The organism is Devosia subaequoris (assembly GCF_014197055.1).
Classification (GTDB): domain Bacteria; phylum Pseudomonadota; class Alphaproteobacteria; order Rhizobiales; family Devosiaceae; genus Devosia; species Devosia subaequoris.
In genome coordinates this window covers 923,568-943,740 of record NZ_JACIEW010000001.1, presented here as the reverse complement: position 1 = coordinate 943,740, position 20,173 = coordinate 923,568, and the positions used below count along the sequence as shown (strand labels likewise).

The following is a 20,173-nucleotide window of genomic DNA, read 5'->3' as shown; positions in this document are numbered from 1 at the left end:
GCCTGCGTCATCCCTTGACCGCACCGGCCGTCATGCCGGCCACGATCTGCCGGTTGAAGAACAGGAAGACCAGCAGTGGCGGTATGGTGATCAGCAGAATGTTGGTGAACAGCAGGTTGTAGGCCGTGCTGAACTGGCTCTGGAAGTTGTAGAGCGTAAGCTGCACGGTCGCATTGGCATTGCCCGGCAAATAGTAAAGCGGGTTGGTGAAGTCGTTGAAGATACCGACGGACTGCACCACGATATTGGTCACCGTTACCGGCCAGAGCAGGGGCAGTACGATGCGAAAGAACACATCCAGCGGACGGGCACCGTCAATGATCGCCGCCTCGTCAAGGTCGCGGGGGATGGTTGCCACGAATGCCCGGTACAAGATGATCGAGAAGGGCAGGTTGTAGGCCACTTCAATCAGGATCATGCCGTGCAGGGTGCCGAACAGTTTCAGGCCCTGAAGCAACCAGATCGTGGGCACAACGGCGGGCGGGACCATCAGTCCCGCAAGGATCAGGAACTCGATCAGCCCGTTCCAGCGCGTCTTGCGCCTGGCCAGCACGTAGCCGACCATCGCCGCGAAGATCACCAGCAGGGTGACGCTGACAACCGTGATGATGGTTGAATTGATGAAGGCGGTGATCATCATCCAGTTGCGGGTCTTGACCACCTCGGCCACGTTTTCCCAGAGGTGGAAGCCAGTGGGCCAGGAGAAGTCGCGCAAGGCCGATTGCTGGCGGTCCTTGAAGGCCATCAGCACGATGAAGATGAACGGGATGACGAAGACCACGAAAGTGGTCGCGATGGCGGCAGCGCCGCCCAGTATGGAAGCGCGCCGTGTCATTCGTGGCCCTGCTTGCGATTGAGGATCATGGTCAGCGGCACGACAAGCAGCGCGATGAGGATGAACAACACCACATTGCCGGCCGTAGAGAGGCCGTAAAAGCCAGCCTGGTACTGCTTGTAGATCACCGAGGCGATGGTATCGGAGGCAAATCCTGGCCCGCCCTTGGTCATCGCCCAGATCAGGTCGAATGTGCGCAGTCCACCGATAAAGCTAAGGGTGATCACGGTCGAGGTGGCGGGGCGGCAAAGCGGCAGCGTGACGTACCAGAAATTCTGCCAGGGTGTGGCACCGTCAATGCGCGCTGCCTCGTAATAGTCGCGGGGAATGACCACCAGCCCGGCGATATAGATCACGGTCGCCAGGCCCACGCCTTTCCAGACATCAACCAAGGCGACGGAATAGAGGGCCAGGTTGGGATCGGTCAGCCAGCCCGGACCCGCAATGCCGAACATGGCCAGTGTTTCGTTGATCATGCCTTGGGTGGGGTGCATGAGAACGGTGAATGTAATGCCGACGCCAACAGTGGACACCAGCACCGGAAAGAAGACTACGGAGCGCAGATAGCCCCGCGCCACGATCTGGCTGGTCAGCATCACTGCAAGGAGCAGCCCCAACACGACCTTCAGGCCGGAGGTCACGACGGCATAGATGACTGTGTTGATCAGTCCCTTGATCAGGAATGGTTCGCGAAAGAACTGGGCGAAGTTCTCAAATCCGATGAACTCGGAATCAAACAGGGTCCAGCGCGTCAGGCTGAAATAGAGCGACGCAAAGGTCGGCGCCAGGAACAGCACAGAATAAACGATGGCCGCCGGGGTGAAGAACCAGCCGGGGTAGGGCGAGCGCCGTGTCAGGCGCGGCGCAGGCGGTGCCGGCGAAACCGCAGGGGCAGCGGATACTGAAACGGACATTTGCCCTATCCTCCAGGAAAAATGGCCCGGAGTGCACAGGGTGCACCCCGGGCCGCAAGGTCACAAGAGCTTACCAGCCTTCAAGGCCAAGCTGCTGGGCCTGCTTGCGGACATCCTCGTCGTAGAGTGCGGCGGCGTCTTCGGCAGAGCGGCTGCCGGTACCGACCTCGACCAGGATCTGCTCGAGTGCGGGGCCCTTCACTGGGGAGAGGAACTCCAGAGCGGGCGCATTCTGACCGCCTTCCTGGAAGTAAGGCATCATATCGGAGACGGCGGGCGGAACGTCATCGGGCAACTCACAACCAGCCACCATGTATGGGCCGGTGGCACCGACTGCCTCGTTGCGGACGGCGCAGCCCTCGGGGCTCGCAACAAAGGCGACGAAATCCTTGGCCAGCTCAGGACTTGCAGCGTTTTTCGGCACGTAAAGCGAGTCCGGCATCCAGGTGGTCAGGCCGTTGCTTTCGGCGCTGTCGCCAGGCTGGGCGAAGAAGCCCACGTGGTCGAGATGGTCCGGCGTGGTCTCAGCAATTGCCCCGATCGCAAAGGTCAGCATCGGATAGTGCGCACCTTCACCGGTGGCCACCATGCGAACGCCATCTGCATAGGAGGCGGCGCCAAAATCGGCGTTGAAGTAGTCGGCTTCAGCCACTTCCTCAAGCTTTTCGAAACCGCGCAGCGCTGCCGGGGTTGTCGCAAACTTGGCTTCGTTGGCGGTGAACTTCTCGGCGAAGTCCGGTTCTTCGGCGAGAACGTTGAAGAAGTCGGACAGCACGAAAAGCTGGCTGGTCCAGGTGTCCGCATAGGTCTGGATGACGGGGACCTTGCCGGCTTGCTTGATCGCCTCGTTATTGGCCATGAACTCGTCCCAGGTCTTGGGAACTTCCAGGCCAAGCTCTTCATAGATCGGAATATTATAAAGGATGCCGCCGCCCATTGCAGGAGCGAACGGTGCGCCATAGACCTCGCCATCAGCCGAAACCACCGACTTGAAGCTGTCCTGGACACTGTCCTGGAACGGCTCGTCGGTCAGCGGCATCAGGTTCTGCGTCGGGTTGATGGCCTGGAACAGCGAACCGGAATTGTACGAAAAGACGTCGGCCATGGCACCGGTCGCGAGGCGGGTCTTGACGATGTTGTCGCCTTCACCGCCGCCCGGGCGCACTTCGATATCGATGGTCACGTCTGGGTTTTCAGCCGTATAGGCGTCAGCCCAGGCCTCCATCGTCGCAATGGATTGCGGGCCGTTGTCGACAAGAATGGTCAGATAGCCGCTTTGCTGCGCCTGGACGGCGCTGGCCGTCATCAGCATGCCCAGCGTACTGGCGCCCAGCAGGGCGAGGGTTTTAGTCTTCATCATGGTCTTCCTCCCAAATGAGATCCGCGATTGCGGACCGGCTAAAAACTGGATTGCGCCTCAAGGCGTGTTCACATTGGCCTTTGGCTTGTGGCGTACTTCGCGCTTTGGAGCGGTGTAGCTGAAGGTAATCTGGTGGGTCCCGGCGCTCAGCGGCACGTCCTCGCCCGAAGCGATCGACTGGCCATCTAGCGTGGCATCGCGATATTTGGCATCGAGACGAAGTACGCCCTTGCTGCCCCGTGGCACGTCGATCTCGTAGCGCACGGCATCACCGTCGACTGTCCACGCTGCGCGAATGGCACCGGCGGGGCTGTCATGATGCGCCTTGACCGGCGATAGCTCGGGCAGGATGACCGGCTCGAAGACGATGGTCTTGAAGCCCGGGTCGGCTGCATCAGGCCGGAACCCGGCAACACCCTCGAGCAGCCACTGGCACACAGCGCCATAGGCATAGTGATTGTACGAATTCATCTGCGGGTTGTAGATGGTTCCGTCGGGCTGGATGGCGTCCCAACGTTCCCAGATTGTCGTCGCACCCATCTTGACCTGGTAGAGCCAACCGGGGACTTCTTCCTGCAGGAACACCTCGCTGGCCAGGCCCCATTCACCGATCTTGATCAGCGCCGGCAGCAGGGCAGGGGTGCCGATGAAGCCGGTTCCGATGCGGCGCTCCGCACGCTCGATCGTGTTCTTGAAATAGACCTTGGTGGCCTCGTACTTGTCGGCCGGGATCAGGTCGTGAACGATCGCCAGCGCGTAGGATGTCTGGTCGTCATAGGCCAGGCGTCCTGATGGCGTGATGAACTCATTGGCAAAAGCCGCCTTCACCTGGTCCGCCATTTCGGCCATGCGATCAGCAACATCACTCTTGCCCACGATCCGGGCGATCTCGCTCACGGCCTTGGACGCGATATGGAGGTACACAGTGGCGGCCGCATCGTCGCCCATGGTCGGAAGCGGCTTTGCACTAGGCCCCTTCGGCTGCAGCCAATCACCAAAGGAGAAGCCGCGAGCACCCCATTCGCGCGGCGGCGACACGATCGGGCCGTCGCTGATCGACCAGACGAAGTCGACCCACTTGACCATGGAGGGCAGAACTTCCGCGAGGAAAGCGGTATCGCCATAGTGCAGGTAAAGCTGCCAGGGCACCATCCAGATGGCGTCGCCCCAGCCGGTCGAGCCATAAAATCCCGGATAATGGGTGGGATCGAGCCGGGTGGGGTCGGGGCAGACATGAGGTACCGCACCGTCTTCGCGCTGATCGACCATGAGGTCGCGTACCCATTTGTGAAAGAATCCCTGTACTTCCCCGAGATAGGCCGCGGTACCGGCGAATACCTGTGCATCGCCGGTCCAGCCCAGACGTTCGTCACGCTGCGGACAATCGGTCGGCACCTCGATGAAATTGGCGCGCTGGCTCCAAAGCGTATTGAGGAACAGCCGGTTGACCAGCTTGTTGCCGGAGGTGAAGCTCGACTTGACTTCAGTGACCGAACTGACCGGCACGGAGACGATGTCCAGTAGCTTCGCATCGCCCTCAATGGTTACGCGGGCATAGCGGTAGCCCTGGAAGGTGAAATAGGGGCGATAATGTTCCTCGCCCGCGCCCGCCAGCACATATTCGATCCTGGCATCGGCTGTGCGGTAATTGCCGTTATAGAAATTGCCATCTTGGTCGAGCACTTCGGCATGCTCGATCGTGATTTTCGCGCCGGCGGCGCCCTTGACCGTGATGGCGACATTGCCGCCGGCATTCTGGGCGAAGTCATAGACCGTGCGCCCCTCGGCATCGGTCCAGCTTTTGGCCACAGTCAGGGGCTCGAGCTCGCGCACCGGCGTGGTTTCATGGGGCACAAGCACCGCGCTGTCGAAGTCCAGCGCTTCGGTCCCGGCTGAAACCTTGGGGGCAATCCGTGCGTCAAACACCTCGCCGAAATAGATGCCAGACTTGCGAACGGGCAATTCGCCGCTTTCCCAGCCGGCGTCCGTCACGAGCAGGGGTTCCGCGGCGCCCGGCCCGGCATGCAACTCTGCAATGGCGGCGATCTTGTCGCCCCAGGTGTTGAAGATGGGGTGCTTGCCCCACATCATCTGCGAGCGCAGCCAGCCATCGGCCAGCCAAATCTCAATCCGGTTCTCGCCCGGCACCAGCAGGTCGCCGACATTATAGGTCTGATAGCTCAGCCGCGCATCATAGCTGGTCCAGCCCGGGGTCAGCAGGTCATTGCCGACGCGCTTGCCATTGATGAAGGCGCGATAAAGGCCCAGCGCGCTGATGGTCAGCACTTCCGATCCGCCGACACGGTCCAGTGTGAAGGTTTTGGCGACAAAGCTGGCCGGGGTCCCCACACCAGCATCGGCGAGCGGATGGATCATCCGCGCGGTCCAGTTGTGCGGGGCTTTGGTTGCACCCCGGGTGTGAACTGCTGCTGCGTCGGTCACGCTGGCCTCCTCGTCGATAAAGTCGCCTGTAGTGATCTTGTAGAATGTTCTACGTATACCGTTCTACGTTTTTGATCGTTTGGCAATAGGCTTTCTCAACTGTGGATCAGCGGGTATAAGGGGCGGTGGTCCGGTACAAAATCGGTTGGAATAACAGGATCTTGGGAGAACCGGATGGCGCAGGCCGGGGAGGGGCGACGGAACGGGCGGGTGACGATCCGTGAAGTTGCGGATGATGCCGGGGTCTCGGTTGCTGCCGTCTCCAAGGTGCTGCGCGATGCCTATGGTGTCTCAGACGCGCTCCGCGCCAAAGTGCGTGCCTCGATGGACAGGCTGGGTTATCGCCCCCTGGCCTCGGCGCGCGGCATGCGCGGCCAAACCTATACGCTAGGTCTGGTCCTGCCCGACCTGCGCAACCCGTTCTTTGCAGACATCATGACCGGAGTGAACAATGCGCTGGAGCGGACCCAATATCAGGTGATGATGGGGATCAGTGCGTCCACGGCCAAGCTGGAAACCGGCGTGGTAGATTCCATGATTGATCGGCAGATGGATGGCATAATCCTGATCGGTTCCACGGAGTCTCGCGAGAGTCTCAACACAATCGCCGAAAAAAAGCCGCTAGTGACTATTGGTCATCACGATCCATCGGCTGAAGCCTTTGACACGGTCAACAATAACGACCAGCAGGGGGCCCTGCTGGCAGTTCGACATCTTGTTGCGGCAGGCTACAGCAAAATCGCCATGCTAAGCCTGCAGGGGGAGCCTTCATCAATTCTGGCCGAGCGCGAACAGGGCTATCGGCACGGTATGGTCGAAGCTGGCCTGGGTGGCGCCATCAATATTGCGAGCGCGACACAGGTTATGCGCGATGTGCAATTTGCAGCAAAGCGACTGCTGCAAGGGCCACGACGACCCGACGCGATCTTCTGTTGGACCGACTTCATTGCACTTGAGGTGATCAGCGTAGCCACCGAACTGGGTCTGCGTGTGCCCGAGGACGTCGGCATAGTGGGCTATGACAACACGATGTTTTGTGACTTTGCGCAAAACAGCCTGACGAGCATTGATCAGTCCGGAGAACTGCTGGGTCTTCAGGCGGCCCGATTGGTCATCGAGCGGATCAACGGCCGAACCGCAGTCGAGCACTTTGTCGTGCCGCCCCGCCTGGTGGCACGTCGGAGCACCAGTCGCTGAGGTCGGGTCTCCCGCTTGCTGCGGTGACGGAAGCAGTTCTATTAGCCTGCTAGGTATTGGCGGAAGATCACGTGCTGCCACGTCCATCCTTGCCGTAGAGCGTTGCCATAGCCGGTGAGACAGGTTTGACTTTGTAAAGGAAATGATACAAAACCGCATAAATCGCAAATAATCAAAAATATGTTGCGAGGGAGGTCGGTGTTGATTCATGTCCGCGTTGGGCTCATGGTTGTCTTGGCCAGCGTGCTTGCCATGCCACTCGCGGGCTGCAAAATCGTACAGATTGCCGATCAGCAGGCCGCCGAGCCGCTCGGATTCGATGCCGCCAAATATGCTGCGGGCCTCTGGGCTGATCGAGCTTTGCCGCACTTCTCGGATTCAGCTCGTCCGGTTGCCGAGGTGCTCGCCAGCATAAATTCTGACTTCGAAAGGGCGGGCAATGATTTTGGTTACCGTTCCGGAGAGGGGTCACCTTGGAGTTTCATCGTAAGCGGCGCCGGTGAAGTGCTTGCCAAGAACACAGAGTCCCGAGCTGGCATTCTTGATGTTGCGGTTGAAGGGCTAGCGGATCCCGTCGTGCTGCAGATCGGCCCTGTCATTCGGGGAAATGCCGTGCGCGACGCGTTGCCCTTCGTCTCGTTCCAGGACTTCACAAACCAGCTCGAATATGCCGATGCAGGCAAAGCGTTGACCGCCCTAGCCCTGGAAGGCGTTGCGAGCAGCGTCGAAACAGTGGCCGTGGGTGACACGGTCCGGTTTACGGGCGCGTTGAGTTTGGCTAGTGCCTCCGATCGCCAGCAGGTGACCCTTGTGGCGCTGGATGTGGTCGCCCCATGAGCCAAGTGGTCTTTTCTGCCAAGGGCATCACCAAGGCGTTTCCTGGTACGTTGGCGCTTCAGGACGTCGATTTCGAGGTGCACGCGGGCGCCGTTAATGTGCTCATTGGTGAAAATGGCGCCGGCAAATCGACGCTGATGAAGATTCTGGCCGGTGTGGAGCAGCCGACATTGGGCACGATGACCATGGAGGGAAATAGCGTCCGGTTCGACTCCATCCGCGATGCGGCCAGCAAGGGCATCGGTATCGTCTTTCAGGAGCTCAATCTCTGTCCAAATCTCAGCGTCACCGAGAACATCTTTCTCGGTCGCGAGATCGCCAAGGCCGGTATTCACATCGATCGCGCCGCTCAGACACGGCGCACCACCGAACTGATAGGTCGGCTCGAGCACGACATCGATCCGAGTGCCCTCGTCGGTGATCTGATGATCGGTGAGCAGCAGATCGTCGAAATCGCCAAGGCATTGGCCGAGGACGCTCGTATACTGATCATGGACGAGCCGACTTCGGCCCTATCTGCCTCCGAGGTGGAAGTTCTATTCAAAGTCATTGGCGAACTCAAACGCGCGGGCGTCGCCATCATCTACATTTCGCATCGGCTCGAGGAACTGATCCGGATTGGCGACTACTTCACAGTTTTGCGTGACGGCAGGTTGGCGGCCACCGCCGCCCGAGAAAACGTAACGATCCCTTGGATCATCGAGAAAATGCTCGGTTCCGAAGAAGTGGTCGCGAAACGCCCACCGGCAATCCAGGCAGGCCCACCGATTTTGTCAGTGGACCATCTCTCGCTGCCCGGGCGTGGCCATGCGCTGGCGCTGGATGATTTGTCAGTTTCTTTCCGTCCCGGCGAAATTACGGCGATCTACGGTCTGCTCGGCGCAGGTCGAACCGAACTGTTCGAGAGCCTTTATGGTCTGCGGCCCAATGCCCGCGGTTCCGTGCGTCTCGATGGTGTCGAACTGGCAGGTCACTCGGTCAACCGTCGTATGAAATCGGGCTTGCTGCTGGTCCCTGAGGACCGCCAACGGGACGGACTGGTGCAAAACCTGTCCGTGGGTGGCAATCTCGGGCTGGCCAGCTTGCGTCGCTTCACCCGATATTTCTCCATATCGAAAGCGCATGAGGCGCCTCTTCTAGAGCAGATCATCAAGCAGTTGCACATCAAGACAGCGAGTGCTGACGCGCCGATTACCTCTCTGTCCGGGGGCAACCAGCAGAAGGTGGTCATCGGCAAGTCGCTTCTGACAGAGCCACGCGTTCTGCTGCTCGACGAGCCCAGCCGCGGCATTGATATCGGCGCCAAGGCAGAGGTCTTTTCCACCATGCGCGACCTTGCCGATCAGGGCCTGTGCATCGTCTACACAACATCTGATCTGAAAGAAACGCATGCTGTCGCCGACCGCATCCTGGTGATGGCCTATGGACGCATAACCGCCGATCTTCGTGCTGAAGAGGCGAGCGACGAGGCTCTCGTTCGCGCCTCCACCTTGAAACCCGAAACAGCCCTGGCCTGAGGTTAGATCATGTCCACTGCCACCAGTTCTCCGGCACCGCGCGCCAACGGCAATGCATCGGCGCTGCTGCTGCTGCTCAAATTGCGGACATTCATAGCCCTAATTGTGGTGACCCTGTTTTTCGCGTTGATGGCGCCGAACTTCGTTTCGGTTGCAAATGCCATCATCATCTCCAAACACGTGGCCATCAACGCGATCCTCGCCATCGGCATGACCTATGTCATCCTGACCGGTGGTATTGATCTGTCCGTGGGTTCGATTGTCGGGCTCACCGGCATGGTTGCAGGCGGGCTACTGGCCCATGGGCTGCAACTGCCCATGTTGGGCATAATCGTCTATCCCAATGTGTTGGAAGTTGTTGCAATCGCCTTGCTGGTCGGTACGGCCATCGGCGCCATAAATGGGCTCTTGGTGACCAAATTAGGGGTCGCGCCCTTCATCGCGACTCTGGGCACGCTCTATGTGGCGCGCGGTGCGGCGCTCCTGCTCTCGGGCGGCTCGACCTTCTCCAATCTTGTCGGCAAGGAGGAGCTGGGAAACCAGGGCTATCCCATCATCGGCTCGGGCAATGTGCTGGGCATCCCTGTGTCAATCATCATCCTCATCGTTCTGGCACTGGTTGCAGCCTATGTCGCGCAGCGCACACCTTTCGGGCGCAAAGTCTATGCCGTGGGCGGCAATGAGCGGGCTGCCGCGCTGTCTGGCGTTCGGGTCGATCGCATCAAGATCGCCGTCTACATGATCTCGGGCTTTTGTGCGGCAGTAGTTGGCCTCATCGTTTCCTCCCAACTGGTGGCCAGTCACCCCGCGAGTGGCGAGACATTCGAACTCAACGCGATTGCAGCCGCAGTGCTGGGCGGAACGTCACTGTCAGGCGGACGCGGCCTTATTGGTGGGACGATTATCGGCGCTTTTGTCATCGGGGTGCTCAGCGACGGCCTGGTCATGATGGGTGTCTCTGAGTTCTGGCAAATGGTTATCAAGGGGCTTGTGATTATTGCGGCCGTTGTTCTTGACCAATTGCAGCGGCGATTGGCTGCCAATACTCGGCAGTAGCACTGACGGCCTAGCGCTCACTCCTAGTCAGGCGGGCCCGAGCCGGCGATAAATTTGGCCACACTGACCGCGAACATCACCCACTTTCGTTGACTCCTTTACGGTTCAAAGTTAAAGCTAAAAAACCGCAAATAATCCAAAGTAGCCGAAAATGGTGTCGATTGCGGAACCCGGAGCTTGAGGCTCTACAGGAGGACCAACATGAAGTTTGCAAAGACGATTGCAGCACTGGCCGTGGGCGCGATTGCCAGTGTTTCGGTGACGTTGCCCAGCGTGGCGCAGGATCTGATCGTGATTATCACGCCCAGCCACGACAACCCCTTCTTCAAAGCTGAGGCAGACGGTGCCAAGGCCAAAGCCGAGGAGTTGGGCTATTCCACCCAAGTCTATTCGCACGACGATGACGCCAACAAGCAGAACGAGCTGATCGATACCGCAATCGCTAGTGGCGCCAAGGCGATCATCCTGGACAACGCAGGTGCCGACGCTTCAGTGGCGGCCGTGCAGAAGGCCAAGGATGCCGGTATCCCGTCTTTCCTGATTGACCGTGAAATCAATGCCACCGGCGTTGCCGTCGCCCAGATCGTTTCGAACAACTACCAAGGTGCGACGCTGGGCGCGGAAGCCTTCGTAGAAGCCATGGGTGAAGCCGGCAACTACGTCGAACTCGTCGGCAAGGAATCCGACACGAATGCCGGCATCCGCTCGTCCGGCTATCATGATGTGATCGACCAGTATCCGGACATGGTGATGGTGGCCCAGCAATCGGCCAACTGGAGCCAGACGGAAGCCTTCACCAAGATGGAGTCCATCCTGCAGGCCAATCCCGACATCAAGGGCGTCATCGCCGGCAATGACACCATGGCCATGGGTGCTTTGGCAGCGCTGGAAGCTGCTGGCCGCGACGACGTCATCGTCGTCGGCTTCGACGGCTCGAACGATGTGCGCGACGCTATCCTGGCTGGCAAGGTCCACGCAACCGTGCTGCAGCCGGCTTACCGCCAGGCCCAGTGGGCTGTGGAGCTTGCCGACAAGTATCTCAAGGAAGGCTCTACCGGCATGGAAGAAAAGATCTCCATGGACTGCGTGCTGATCGATGAAACCAACGCGGGCAGCCTTGAGAACTTTGCCCTGGCTGACTAGCAAGGTCTCTTAGTCAGAGTTAGATCTCCCGAGGAAGGCCGGCGCTACGAAAGTAGCGTCGGCCTTTGGCATATTGGGCGGACCGCGTGGATCATAGCCGGCCAGCGGCGCCGTGGTGGGCTCAAATGGACGGGCCGGTTCAAGAGACAAGCGCAGTATTGATGGTCGTCTAACCGCCGTGCGGGCCCTTTTGATGCCAGAGCCGGGTTCGTCGTTTGCACAGGGCACTTGGTGTTGTGGTCTAGCGGCGCAGTGATCTGGTGCATCCACCACCATGGCTCACTCATATCATCCCAATAAGAAAAGCCCGCCGTCACGAACGGCGGGCCAGGTCAGGGAGGTTGAGCCGGTGACTATCCGAAATTGGCCAGTTCCTGGACGCCGCGATGGAAGCGGGCAAGCTTGGCGTAGAAGTCTTCGAGGATGTAGCGGATGTCGATCGAGTCATAGACCTTGATCGGCCGGTACTGCCCGGTATGGATGTAGTGCATGTGCGGGCTGAATTCGGGGGCAGGGCGCCATTCATAGGTGCCGCCCATCGGGTTGAGAATGACCGAGAGCGACGGCGTATCGCCCAGCGAGCGGTGCTCGATCGGGCCCTTGTGCACCCGGAAATTCCAGTCGATAAGCTGATCGACGAGATATTTGCCGATCGGACCCTTGTCCTCGCAACGCTCCTGCAGCTCGGCATAGCTCACCGACATCATGCGGTAGACCGTGGAGGGGATCTGCCAAACCTGGACGTTGGACCGCATGACCACATTGGCAGCGGCGATGTCGTTCATCAGATTGAACTCGCGGCCGCCCGATGGCCAGGTGCCGCCGCCGATCCAGACGCAGATGACATTGCGCTCGTTGAGCCTGGGTTCCATCAGAATGGCCGAGGCCATGTCGGTCAGCGGACCAAGGAAAGCGACATAGAGCGGACGGTCATCGTCTTTCATCGCCTCGTCGATGATCATCTGCGCGCCGGGCGAGGGCACTGCCGTCTGCTCATCCGGAAGCGCTGCAGCCGCGCCGTTGGCGACTGGGATGCGGCCGGCCAGATCCATCAGGTCAAGTAGGTGATCAATTTCCTTGCGGCTGTCTTCCATGGCCGTTTTGGATCGGTGGTCGCCGAAATGGGCCGCGATGATGCCGTGAAAATCGAATGTAGGGGTCAGAAGGGCATGGACGATGGTGAACTGATCGTCTGCCTCGTTCTTGGCGTCTGTATTGAGGATCAGGCGAGCGCGCTTTTCGCGCGGAAGATTTGTCATGATTTAGTCTCCCATTGCGCCGAACAGCGCCTTCTGAGCGATTTTGAGGGCGCCGATGGCGTCGTGGCGGCTTTGGGCTTCTCGTAGTGCGTCCTCGTCCAACGTATCCAATCCCTTGGCAGCGGCCTTAAGGAAATCGATCGCGTGGGTCGCCGTGGCCACGCTGTCCTCACGGAACGGGAACTGGTCGAGCTGCCAGACGCCTTCCCACTTGTTCTTCTTGAGCACGTGGAAGAACTCGAAGAGTTCGATCGGATGGAGGCTGCCGGCGACCAGATCGTCGTCCCAGGAGCGATAGTTGTCGTTGACGTCCATGCCGAACAGGCGACCGTAATCGATAGCCAGCTGCGCACTGTCGGCAGCGGACTCGCCGCCCATGATGGCGTGGCCGAAATCGAGCAGGATGCCAATGTTTGGTAAGCCGATCTTTTCGATACCCAAAATGGTGCGGGCCACCGATCCAAAACTCATGCGCACGCGCGGCTCGCGCGGCTTGTATTCGATGACGAATTTGAGGTCCGGGTTTTCCGAAGCCAATTGGCCGACGCCATCCAGCGAACGCTGCCACTGAGTCGAATAGTCAACCTGGAAGGGATAGTCCCAGCCGTCCTGGCCTGGCCAGAGCTTGACATAGTCGGCCTTGTGGTAGCGGACGACGTCGCAGGCGGCGGTGATGAGTTCGTGCGCTTTGCGGCGGATGCCGGCATCGGGATTGGTGAAGGCGCCCTTGACGAAATCGCGGGTATAGATTTCGGGCGTAATGCCGATCACCTTGAGGTTGTTGCGATCCAGCGCTTCCTTGATCTGGGTGTCGGAGAACCTGCCGCCGAAGTAGGGCCAGTTGAGGTCGACCACCGACAAGTCCCTGACCTGACCGGCCAGATCGATGGCCTCGATGATATTGCGCGGCACGCCATAGCCATCGGTGGCATAGCGATCGAGGTAGGTGGCGAAGTGCCAGATGCCGGCGCCGAAGCGGGGTGTGGTCATGGAGTTCCTCCCTAGGTCGTCTTGTTGTTTGTCGCCAAAGTCTGGGTCACGGCGGATGCCCAGCGCTGACGGTGTTCGGAGCTTTGTGCCGCGCTCATGCTCGGCTTGTACTTATCGGCCGCCGGCACGCCTGGCATAGCGATGCCGAGCGCCGAAAAGGCGAGGGCGGCGGCGCCGAGCGCACTGACTTCAGGGGCCGCAGCGGCCGCAACCGGCCGGTCGAGAATGTCGGACTGGAACTGCATCACCAACGGGTTGCGTGAGGCGCCACCATCGGCGCGCAACTCACCAAGGGCCGAGCCCGTATCGGCTTCCATGGCCGTATAGACATCGGCAACCTGAAAGGCGATGGCTTCAAGAGCAGCACGCGCCAGGTGCGCCGGCTTGGTCCCAAGGCTCATGCCCGTGATGGTGCCGCGCGCGTCAGACCGCCAATAGGGGGCCCCCAGCCCGACCAGGGCGGGGACGAAAGTGACGCCATTGCTGTCCGCGACAGTTTCGGCGAGGGCCGACAAGGCCGCAGCATCGGCCAGGCCCAGAAGTTCGGCAACGAAAGCGGCAGATTGGCCAGAGACCGAAATATTGCCTTCAAGTGCATATTGCGCCCTGCCACTCTGGCTCCAGGCGATGGTGCTCGAAATGCCATGGGTGGACCGGATGCGTTCGGGCGTCAGCGCCATCAAAGATGTGCCGGTGCCATACGTGCCCTTGACGGTGCCCGGCTCGCGCACGCCATGGCCGAACAGGGCCGCGTGGGAATCCCCGATCATGGAAAGGATCGGCGTACCGGCGGGCAGGGCGCAAGCGCCTTCAGTCGTGGTGCCGAAGCGGCTATCGGAGGATTTGACCTCGGCCAGCATGGACATCGGCACGTCAAACAACGCGCAGAGTTCGGCGTCCCAGCTGAGAGTGTCAGTGTTGAAGAGCTGGGTGCGTGAGGCGTTGGAATGATCGGTGGCGTGGACGGAGCCGCCCGTCAGGCTCCACAACAGCCAGGTGTCGACCGTGCCGACGCGTAGTTCGCCCCCTTCGGCCCGTGCCCTGGCGCCGGGCACATTGTCCAGAAGCCAGGCGATCTTTGCTGCTGGGAACAGGGGGTCGAGAGTAAGGCCCGTGCGATCCTCGATCGTGGAAGCATGGCCCGCTGACTTCAACGCCTCGCACTTTGACGCCGAGCGCCGGCATTGCCAGATGACGACCGGGCCAACCGGCCGGCCGGTTGCTGCATCCCAGACAAGGATGGATTCACGCTGGTTGGAAATGCCAATCCCCGCTATCGGGCGGCCGGCGGCTTGCCCGACGACTTCGGCAATAGCCGTCCTCACTCCGGCCACCAGATCCGTGGCGGACTGTTCCGCCCATCCGGGCCGAGGATAGGTCACGACATTGGGCACGGACGCCTGGTGATGCACGCACCCTTCAGCATCCACCAACAGCGCCTTGGTGTTGGTGGTGCCCTGGTCGATAGCGAGGATCAGGCTTTGATCGGTCATTTCTTGCTGGCAATAGTCTGTCGGACGGCTTCGGCAATGCCGGTCTGGGTCAGGCCGTAATGTTCCATCAGCCACTCAGCTGAGCCGGTCGGCACGAAGCCGGGAAAGCCCAGTATGCGCATGGGGACGGGACTTGTGGTGGCGACCACCTCGGCCACAGCGCCACCAAGGCCACCGCGCACGGAATGCTCCTCGACGGTGACGATAGCGCCCGTTTCGGCAGCGGCGGCGATGGCCGCTTCGTCAAGCGGATTGACCGTGGCCATGTTGACAACCCGGACCGAAATACCCTCGTTTGCGAGTGCCCTGGCGGCAGCAACGGCACGATGGACCATGGTACCGTTGGCAATGATGGTCGCATCCGTGCCATCGACCAGCGTCTCGGCCTTGCCGATTTCGAACTTTGCGCCCTCCGCACGCTGAAGCGCCGGCACCGGCATGCGGCTGACGCGAACAAAGACCGGACCATTGAGTTCGGCGGCGGCGAGAATGGCCTGCTCGGTCTGCCAAGGGTCAGCCGGGACGATCAGGGTGAGGTTGTTGAACAGGCGAAGCCAGGCCAAATCCTCGATGGAATGGTGCGTGGGGCCAAGTTCACCATAGGCCACGCCTGAAGACTGGCCGATCAGCTTCACATTGACATTGGAATAGGCAATGTCTGCCTTAACTTGCTCCATGGCGCGACCGGTGATGAAGCAGGACGCTGCTGACACGAAGGGCACTTTGCCACCATTGGCGAGGCCCGCGCCAACCGCCACGAGGGTCTGTTCGGCAATGCCGACATTGATCATTCGCTCGGGAAATTTCTTCCTGAACCCGCCCAGCTTGGAAGAGCCCACACTGTCGCTAACAACGGTCACGATGCGGGGATCACGTTCGGCCAGCGTTTCGATCGTGGCAGCGAAGCTGTCGCGGCAATCGAAGAAGCCTTCCTTTTTTGAGGGTGCAGCGCTCATCAGACCAGTTCCTCCATCGCTTGTTCGTATTGTTCCTTGTTCGGCACACCGTGATGCCAGGCAACATTGTCATGCATGAAGCTGACGCCTTTGCCCTTGAATGTATTGGCAATAACGCAGAGCGGTTTACCTCGTCCCTTGGGGGGAGCCGAGAGGACCTCGACAAGTTGTGCATGATCGTGGCCATCGACCGCCTCGACATGCCAGCCGAAGGCCCGCCACTTCTCGTCCAGAGGATCAAGCGTCGCCGTTTCCTCGGTGCGCGCCCCTTGTTGCAGGCGGTTGCGATCGACGATCAGTGTGAGATTCTCGAGCTTGCGATGGGCCGCCGTCAGGGCACTTTCCCAATTGCTGCCTTCCTGTAACTCGCCGTCACCAGTGAGAACGAATGTCCGGAAATCGGCGTTGTCGAGCTGGCCGGCAATGGCAATGCCCGTTGCGACTGGCAGGCCGTGTCCGAGTGGCCCCGTATTGGTCTCAACGCCTGGAAGGTAGTTGCGATTGGGATGGCCGTTGAGCTTGGACAGGGGCTCCATGTAGGTTTTCAGATCGGCCTCGGGGAAATAGCCGGCAGCTGCCAGAACCGAGTAGAAGGCGCCTGTACAATGTCCCTTGCTCATCACGAAGCGGTCGCGTCCTGGATCAGCCGGCATCTGCGGATCATAGCGCATGACGCCAAAATAGAGCGTAGCCAGGATATCGGCGGCACTGAAGTCGCCACCGGGATGGCCCTGCTGGGCTTCATAGACCATCTGGAAACTGCGTCGACGGATCCAAAGGGCCTTTGCCGCAATCTCTGGAACCAGGTCATTTCTTTGCAGAGCGGGCGAGTTCATCCGGGTCTCCATCGTCAATCAGCAAGCAGATGCGGGATGCAATAGTGGGCGCTGCCCCATATTCAGCGCGCCTCGTCCAGCGAAGGTATTCGGGTCCTCGCCGCCAAGTGTGCACCAAAATGCACCTTGGCCGTCTGCTTTTTCCGATAGCTACAGGGCCGGGCGCTTTCGTGCAATAGCGAAAACTTTCGATTTCTGCGTTTTTCTTGCGTGAAGTGGCGTTCGCCGTTCGCTCCTTCGGGAGTTTTCGCTGTGCTGTAAAAGGGTGTTTATGATAAAGCCCAACAACTGAAATGCGGCGGGCTACGGCAGGGGGCGAGATGGAAAAGGGCAGAACGAACAGGCGGAGGCGCGCCATTGAGCAGGGTGGCGGGCAGCCTCAATTGCTGGCCGAGCCGCGGCGCATGCGTATCCTGGAATGGTTGCAGGAAGAGGGGAGCGCCCGGGTCCGTGACCTTTCCGCTGCCTTTCACGTATCCGAGGCCACCATTCGGCAGGATTTGGAGCGGCTTGACGCCGATGGGTTCATCACCCGCGAGCATGGCGGCGCATTTCTGCGCTCCATTCCCCAGCAGGTTCAGTCCATGTCGCTGCAACACATCGACAATATGGAGAAAAAACAACGGATCGGAGCGGCGGCGGCCGCCCTTGTGGGGGACAACGAAACCCTGATCATCGACTCAGGGTCCACCACCACGCAATTTGCTGAGAATCTGCGCTCGCGTCAGGAACTCAACATTATCACCAATGCGCTCAACATCGCGCTGATCCTTGGCGCGGCGCCTACCAATACGGTGCACATGCCGGCGGGGCAGTTCAAGGCGCCGACGTTGTCGCTAAGTGGTGAGAAGTCGGTCGAGTTTTTTGTCGGCATCTACGCCCAGAAGCTTTTTCTGGCGACGGCCGGTGTCTCTTTCGATGTTGGCCTTACCTACCCGTCCATTGGCGATATCTACGTCAAGCGCGCAATGGTCAAGGCGGCGTCCCATGTGTATCTCCTGGCGGACTCCACGAAAATCGGCAAGGTGTCCTTCTCCGCCCTGGGCGGCGTCGAGATGGTGCATACCTTGATCACAGACGATGGCATTTCCGCCAGTGACAAGGCCGAATTCGAACGCCGCGGCGTCGAAGTGATCATCGCCAGCTAGCCTGATTTCCCCAGTTTTGAGTTTTGGCCCTCTCTTTCGCAGAGAGGCATTGACATCGCTTGCCTGCAATCCTAATCGTAGGTAATCGCAAAAAATCGAAAATAACACTAAGCGATATAGCGATGAGCCGCGGGAGCGTGCGGAGGAAAGACAGCACAACTGTCCTAAATGACAATGGCTTGGTCGAGCCGGTGTTTGAAGGGTGCTGCCCCAAATTCCGAAATGATCCGCATTGGTGGCCGCCGCAATCGGTGGCCGAAAAGGAGGAAAACATGGCACGGCACAGCCGTACTTTGATGTTGCCCATGATGGCAGCGCTGATGACAACCACCGTTTTCGCGCAGGGGGCCATGACTGATGTCGGCACGCCCCGCAGCGAAACAATGATCGTGCAGACATTTGATGGACGTTCGTCCAACCCGTCTGCCCAGAACCCGCTCAACTCCTATGCCATCTGGCGCGGTTTCCGCGAGCTTGGCTGGGCGGCGCTGTGGGAAATGGACACCGCGACCGGCGAAAGCTATCCGGAATTGGCCGATGGCTTCCCTGAAGTGCTCAATGACGAGCACACCAAGTTCCGCGTCAAGATCCGTGAGGGGATCAAGTGGAGCGATGGCGAGGACTTCAATGTCGATGATATCATTTTCACCTTCGACACGGCCTTCAAGTACCGCGACAAGCTGACCAACGTTTCCTCCATCACGCGTCTGGTCGATAGCTACGAAAAGATCGACGATCACACCTTCGAGGTCACCACGGCCACGCCGGTTTATGACTTTGTGACCCGCATGGGCGTTTACACCTGGGGCATGCCCTTCAATTGGGTGCCGCAGCACGTGTTTGAGCCACTGGGCGACGAGGTCGTGACATTCCAGAATGCGCCAGCCGTCACGCTGGGCGCCTACAAGATCAAGGAATTCGATCCAAACGGCTTCTGGCAGCTCTGGGAGCTGCGCGAGGATTGGGATGAATCCGGCTGGAACATCGACGAGGAGCCGGCCGTCAAATACGTCTACTACAAGGACTTCGGGACCGAAGAGACACGCGCGCTGGCTTTCGTGCAGAACCAGTACGATGTCGACACCTTCATGAGCCCGGACTCCATCGAGGCTGCCAAGGCGCGCAACCCGAACATCGAGACCTTCTCGCCGACCTTCCCGTATCACGACATGAACGATGCCTGCTCCTATGGCATCTACATCAACAACCAGAAGGCGCCTTACGACATGCCCGAGGTGCGCTGGGCCCTGGCCCTGGCACTTGATCTCGAGCAGGTCGGCATTTCGGCGATGAGCGGCCAGTTCAAGGCCTCGCCACTGCCGCTGGCGGATACGCCGATCACCAATCCGCTCTACGTCGAACCGCTCGAGCCCTGGCTCGAAGAGCTGACCATTGGGGATGGCTACAAGCCGTTCAACACCGATTTCGGTGCCGATCTGGTCGAAACGCTCGCCGAGCAAGGCGTTGATCAGGCGCAGTTGCCCTCGGGCGAGGCGGTGGAAGAGGGCTTCGGTATCGGTTGGTGGAAGCACGATCCCGAGCAGGCCGCCAAGATGCTTGAATCGGTTGGCATGACCAAGGGTTCGGACGGCTTCTTCACCATGCCGGACGGCTCGCCCTGGGTGCTCGAATTCGTCATCCCAGGCGATTGGAACAAGGTCCTGCAGCGCGTCGGCTTCTCTATTGCCGACAGCTGGCGCCAGGCAGGCTTCAACGTGAATGCCCGCCAGGTGGACAATGGCGAGTTTGGCACTGTCCAGACCACCAATGCCCGCATGGAGCTGCAGATCAACTGGTCGAACTCCTGCACCTATAACGCCAACTGGCAAAACTCCTGGCGCAATTTCCGCGAGGACAACGTACTGCCCGCAGATTCCAACGACGCTCTCGTGCAGAACTTTGCCCGCATTGTGGATGAACGCATCTTCGACATCGTGTCCGAAAGTGCCAGCCTCGAGATCGGCACAGAGGAGTTTGTCGAAAATGGTCGGCAGATCGCCAAGTACCTGACGGAAGACATGCAGATGATCAATCTCATGAACATCCCGACGACCATCCCGACCAATAGCACCTATTGGACGAACTTCCCCAAGCAGGACAACTTCTACGCTGCGCCCTACACCTGGTGGAGCTCGTTCAAGAAGACCGTCACCAACGTCGAGCCTACCGGCCAGTGACCTCCTGACACGA

At 59.8% G+C, this 20,173-nt stretch carries 16 protein-coding genes; 7 read left to right on the top strand and 9 right to left on the bottom strand.

From position 1 onward, the window contains the following. Positions 1-7: 7 nt before the first annotated feature. The 4 genes from GGR20_RS04410 to GGR20_RS04395 form a co-directional block, all read right to left on the bottom strand. A complete protein-coding gene (locus GGR20_RS04410) occupies positions 8-835 on the bottom strand; it encodes a carbohydrate ABC transporter permease (protein ID WP_183309974.1) in 828 nt (275 codons plus the stop codon). Continuing rightward, complete coding sequence (locus GGR20_RS04405) at positions 832-1,749, bottom strand: carbohydrate ABC transporter permease (protein ID WP_183309973.1); 918 nt, start codon at positions 1,747-1,749, stop codon at positions 832-834. The genes GGR20_RS04410 and GGR20_RS04405 overlap by 4 nt, the downstream gene beginning before the upstream one ends. A gap of 70 nt (positions 1,750-1,819) precedes the next feature. Then, positions 1,820-3,106, bottom strand: a complete 1,287-nt coding sequence (locus GGR20_RS04400; RefSeq protein WP_183310076.1) for an ABC transporter substrate-binding protein — start codon at positions 3,104-3,106, stop codon at positions 1,820-1,822. 60 nt (positions 3,107-3,166) lie between these two features. Next, positions 3,167-5,485 (bottom strand): alpha-L-rhamnosidase, encoded by a 2,319-nt coding sequence (locus GGR20_RS04395; RefSeq protein WP_183310075.1) that lies wholly within the window; start codon positions 5,483-5,485, stop codon positions 3,167-3,169. Between the two features lie 240 nt (positions 5,486-5,725). On the opposite strand from GGR20_RS04395, the gene GGR20_RS04390 reads away from it, so the two are divergent. The 5 genes from GGR20_RS04390 (at position 5,726) to GGR20_RS04370 (ending at position 11,301) form a co-directional block, all read left to right on the top strand. Then, on the top strand, positions 5,726-6,748 hold the full coding sequence (locus tag GGR20_RS04390; protein ID WP_183309972.1) for a LacI family DNA-binding transcriptional regulator: 1,023 nt from the start codon (positions 5,726-5,728) through the stop codon (positions 6,746-6,748). Between the two features lie 198 nt (positions 6,749-6,946). Then, on the top strand, positions 6,947-7,585 hold the full coding sequence (locus tag GGR20_RS04385; protein ID WP_183309971.1) for a DUF2291 family protein: 639 nt from the start codon (positions 6,947-6,949) through the stop codon (positions 7,583-7,585). Next, positions 7,582-9,102: a sugar ABC transporter ATP-binding protein gene (locus GGR20_RS04380; protein ID WP_183309970.1), complete on the top strand. Its 1,521-nt coding sequence runs from the start codon at positions 7,582-7,584 to the stop codon at positions 9,100-9,102. Before GGR20_RS04385 ends, GGR20_RS04380 begins: the two co-directional genes overlap by 4 nt. Positions 9,103-9,111: 9 nt before the next feature. After that, positions 9,112-10,158 carry an ABC transporter permease gene (locus GGR20_RS04375; RefSeq protein ID WP_183309969.1) on the top strand — a complete coding sequence of 349 codons (1,047 nt, stop codon included), beginning with the start codon at positions 9,112-9,114 and terminating at the stop codon, positions 10,156-10,158. Between the two features lie 201 nt (positions 10,159-10,359). Further along, positions 10,360-11,301 (top strand): D-ribose ABC transporter substrate-binding protein, encoded by a 942-nt coding sequence (locus tag GGR20_RS04370; RefSeq protein ID WP_183309968.1) that lies wholly within the window; start codon positions 10,360-10,362, stop codon positions 11,299-11,301. Between the two features lie 353 nt (positions 11,302-11,654). Here GGR20_RS04370 and GGR20_RS04365 read toward each other — a convergent pair whose 3' ends face one another. The 5 genes from GGR20_RS04365 to GGR20_RS04345 are packed head-to-tail and all read right to left on the bottom strand — an operon-like array spanning position 11,655 to position 16,835. Beyond that, the gene (locus tag GGR20_RS04365; RefSeq protein WP_183309967.1) at positions 11,655-12,560 is read right to left on the bottom strand and encodes a nucleoside hydrolase; all 906 of its coding nucleotides are present in this window, start codon (positions 12,558-12,560) and stop codon (positions 11,655-11,657) included. Between the two features lie 3 nt (positions 12,561-12,563). After that, positions 12,564-13,550, bottom strand: coding sequence for a TIM barrel protein (locus GGR20_RS04360; protein WP_183309966.1), 987 nt, complete (start codon positions 13,548-13,550; stop codon positions 12,564-12,566). An 11-nt stretch (positions 13,551-13,561) separates the two neighbouring features. After that, complete coding sequence (locus tag GGR20_RS04355; RefSeq protein ID WP_183309965.1) at positions 13,562-15,043, bottom strand: FGGY family carbohydrate kinase; 1,482 nt, start codon at positions 15,041-15,043, stop codon at positions 13,562-13,564. After that, a complete protein-coding gene (locus tag GGR20_RS04350) occupies positions 15,040-15,999 on the bottom strand; it encodes a transketolase family protein (RefSeq protein ID WP_183309964.1) in 960 nt (319 codons plus the stop codon). Before GGR20_RS04350 ends, GGR20_RS04355 begins: the two co-directional genes overlap by 4 nt. Beyond that, positions 15,999-16,835: a transketolase gene (locus GGR20_RS04345; RefSeq protein ID WP_183309963.1), complete on the bottom strand. Its 837-nt coding sequence runs from the start codon at positions 16,833-16,835 to the stop codon at positions 15,999-16,001. Before GGR20_RS04345 ends, GGR20_RS04350 begins: the two co-directional genes overlap by 1 nt. A 320-nt stretch (positions 16,836-17,155) precedes the next feature. On the opposite strand from GGR20_RS04345, the gene GGR20_RS04340 reads away from it, so the two are divergent. Together GGR20_RS04340 and GGR20_RS04335 are read left to right on the top strand one after the other, a co-directional pair. Further along, positions 17,156-17,983, top strand: coding sequence for a DeoR/GlpR family DNA-binding transcription regulator (locus tag GGR20_RS04340; RefSeq protein WP_183309962.1), 828 nt, complete (start codon positions 17,156-17,158; stop codon positions 17,981-17,983). 272 nt (positions 17,984-18,255) lie between these two features. Beyond that, positions 18,256-20,160 (top strand): ABC transporter substrate-binding protein, encoded by a 1,905-nt coding sequence (locus GGR20_RS04335; protein ID WP_183309961.1) that lies wholly within the window; start codon positions 18,256-18,258, stop codon positions 20,158-20,160. Positions 20,161-20,173 lie beyond the last annotated feature (13 nt).

Coding starts and splice junctions, on each gene's coding strand:
- GGR20_RS04410 (WP_183309974.1), bottom strand. CDS start 835: ATGACACGGCGCGCTTCCATACTGGGCGGCGCTGCCGCCATCGCGACC.
- GGR20_RS04370 (WP_183309968.1), top strand. CDS start 10,360: ATGAAGTTTGCAAAGACGATTGCAGCACTGGCCGTGGGCGCGATTGCC.
- GGR20_RS04345 (WP_183309963.1), bottom strand. CDS start 16,835: ATGAACTCGCCCGCTCTGCAAAGAAATGACCTGGTTCCAGAGATTGCG.
- GGR20_RS04355 (WP_183309965.1), bottom strand. CDS start 15,043: ATGACCGATCAAAGCCTGATCCTCGCTATCGACCAGGGCACCACCAAC.
- GGR20_RS04400 (WP_183310076.1), bottom strand. CDS start 3,106: ATGAAGACTAAAACCCTCGCCCTGCTGGGCGCCAGTACGCTGGGCATG.
- GGR20_RS04405 (WP_183309973.1), bottom strand. CDS start 1,749: ATGTCCGTTTCAGTATCCGCTGCCCCTGCGGTTTCGCCGGCACCGCCT.
- GGR20_RS04335 (WP_183309961.1), top strand. CDS start 18,256: ATGGCACGGCACAGCCGTACTTTGATGTTGCCCATGATGGCAGCGCTG.
- GGR20_RS04390 (WP_183309972.1), top strand. CDS start 5,726: ATGGCGCAGGCCGGGGAGGGGCGACGGAACGGGCGGGTGACGATCCGT.
- GGR20_RS04375 (WP_183309969.1), top strand. CDS start 9,112: ATGTCCACTGCCACCAGTTCTCCGGCACCGCGCGCCAACGGCAATGCA.
- GGR20_RS04380 (WP_183309970.1), top strand. CDS start 7,582: ATGAGCCAAGTGGTCTTTTCTGCCAAGGGCATCACCAAGGCGTTTCCT.
- GGR20_RS04395 (WP_183310075.1), bottom strand. CDS start 5,485: ATGATCCATCCGCTCGCCGATGCTGGTGTGGGGACCCCGGCCAGCTTT.
- GGR20_RS04350 (WP_183309964.1), bottom strand. CDS start 15,999: ATGAGCGCTGCACCCTCAAAAAAGGAAGGCTTCTTCGATTGCCGCGAC.
- GGR20_RS04360 (WP_183309966.1), bottom strand. CDS start 13,550: ATGACCACACCCCGCTTCGGCGCCGGCATCTGGCACTTCGCCACCTAC.
- GGR20_RS04340 (WP_183309962.1), top strand. CDS start 17,156: ATGGAAAAGGGCAGAACGAACAGGCGGAGGCGCGCCATTGAGCAGGGT.
- GGR20_RS04365 (WP_183309967.1), bottom strand. CDS start 12,560: ATGACAAATCTTCCGCGCGAAAAGCGCGCTCGCCTGATCCTCAATACA.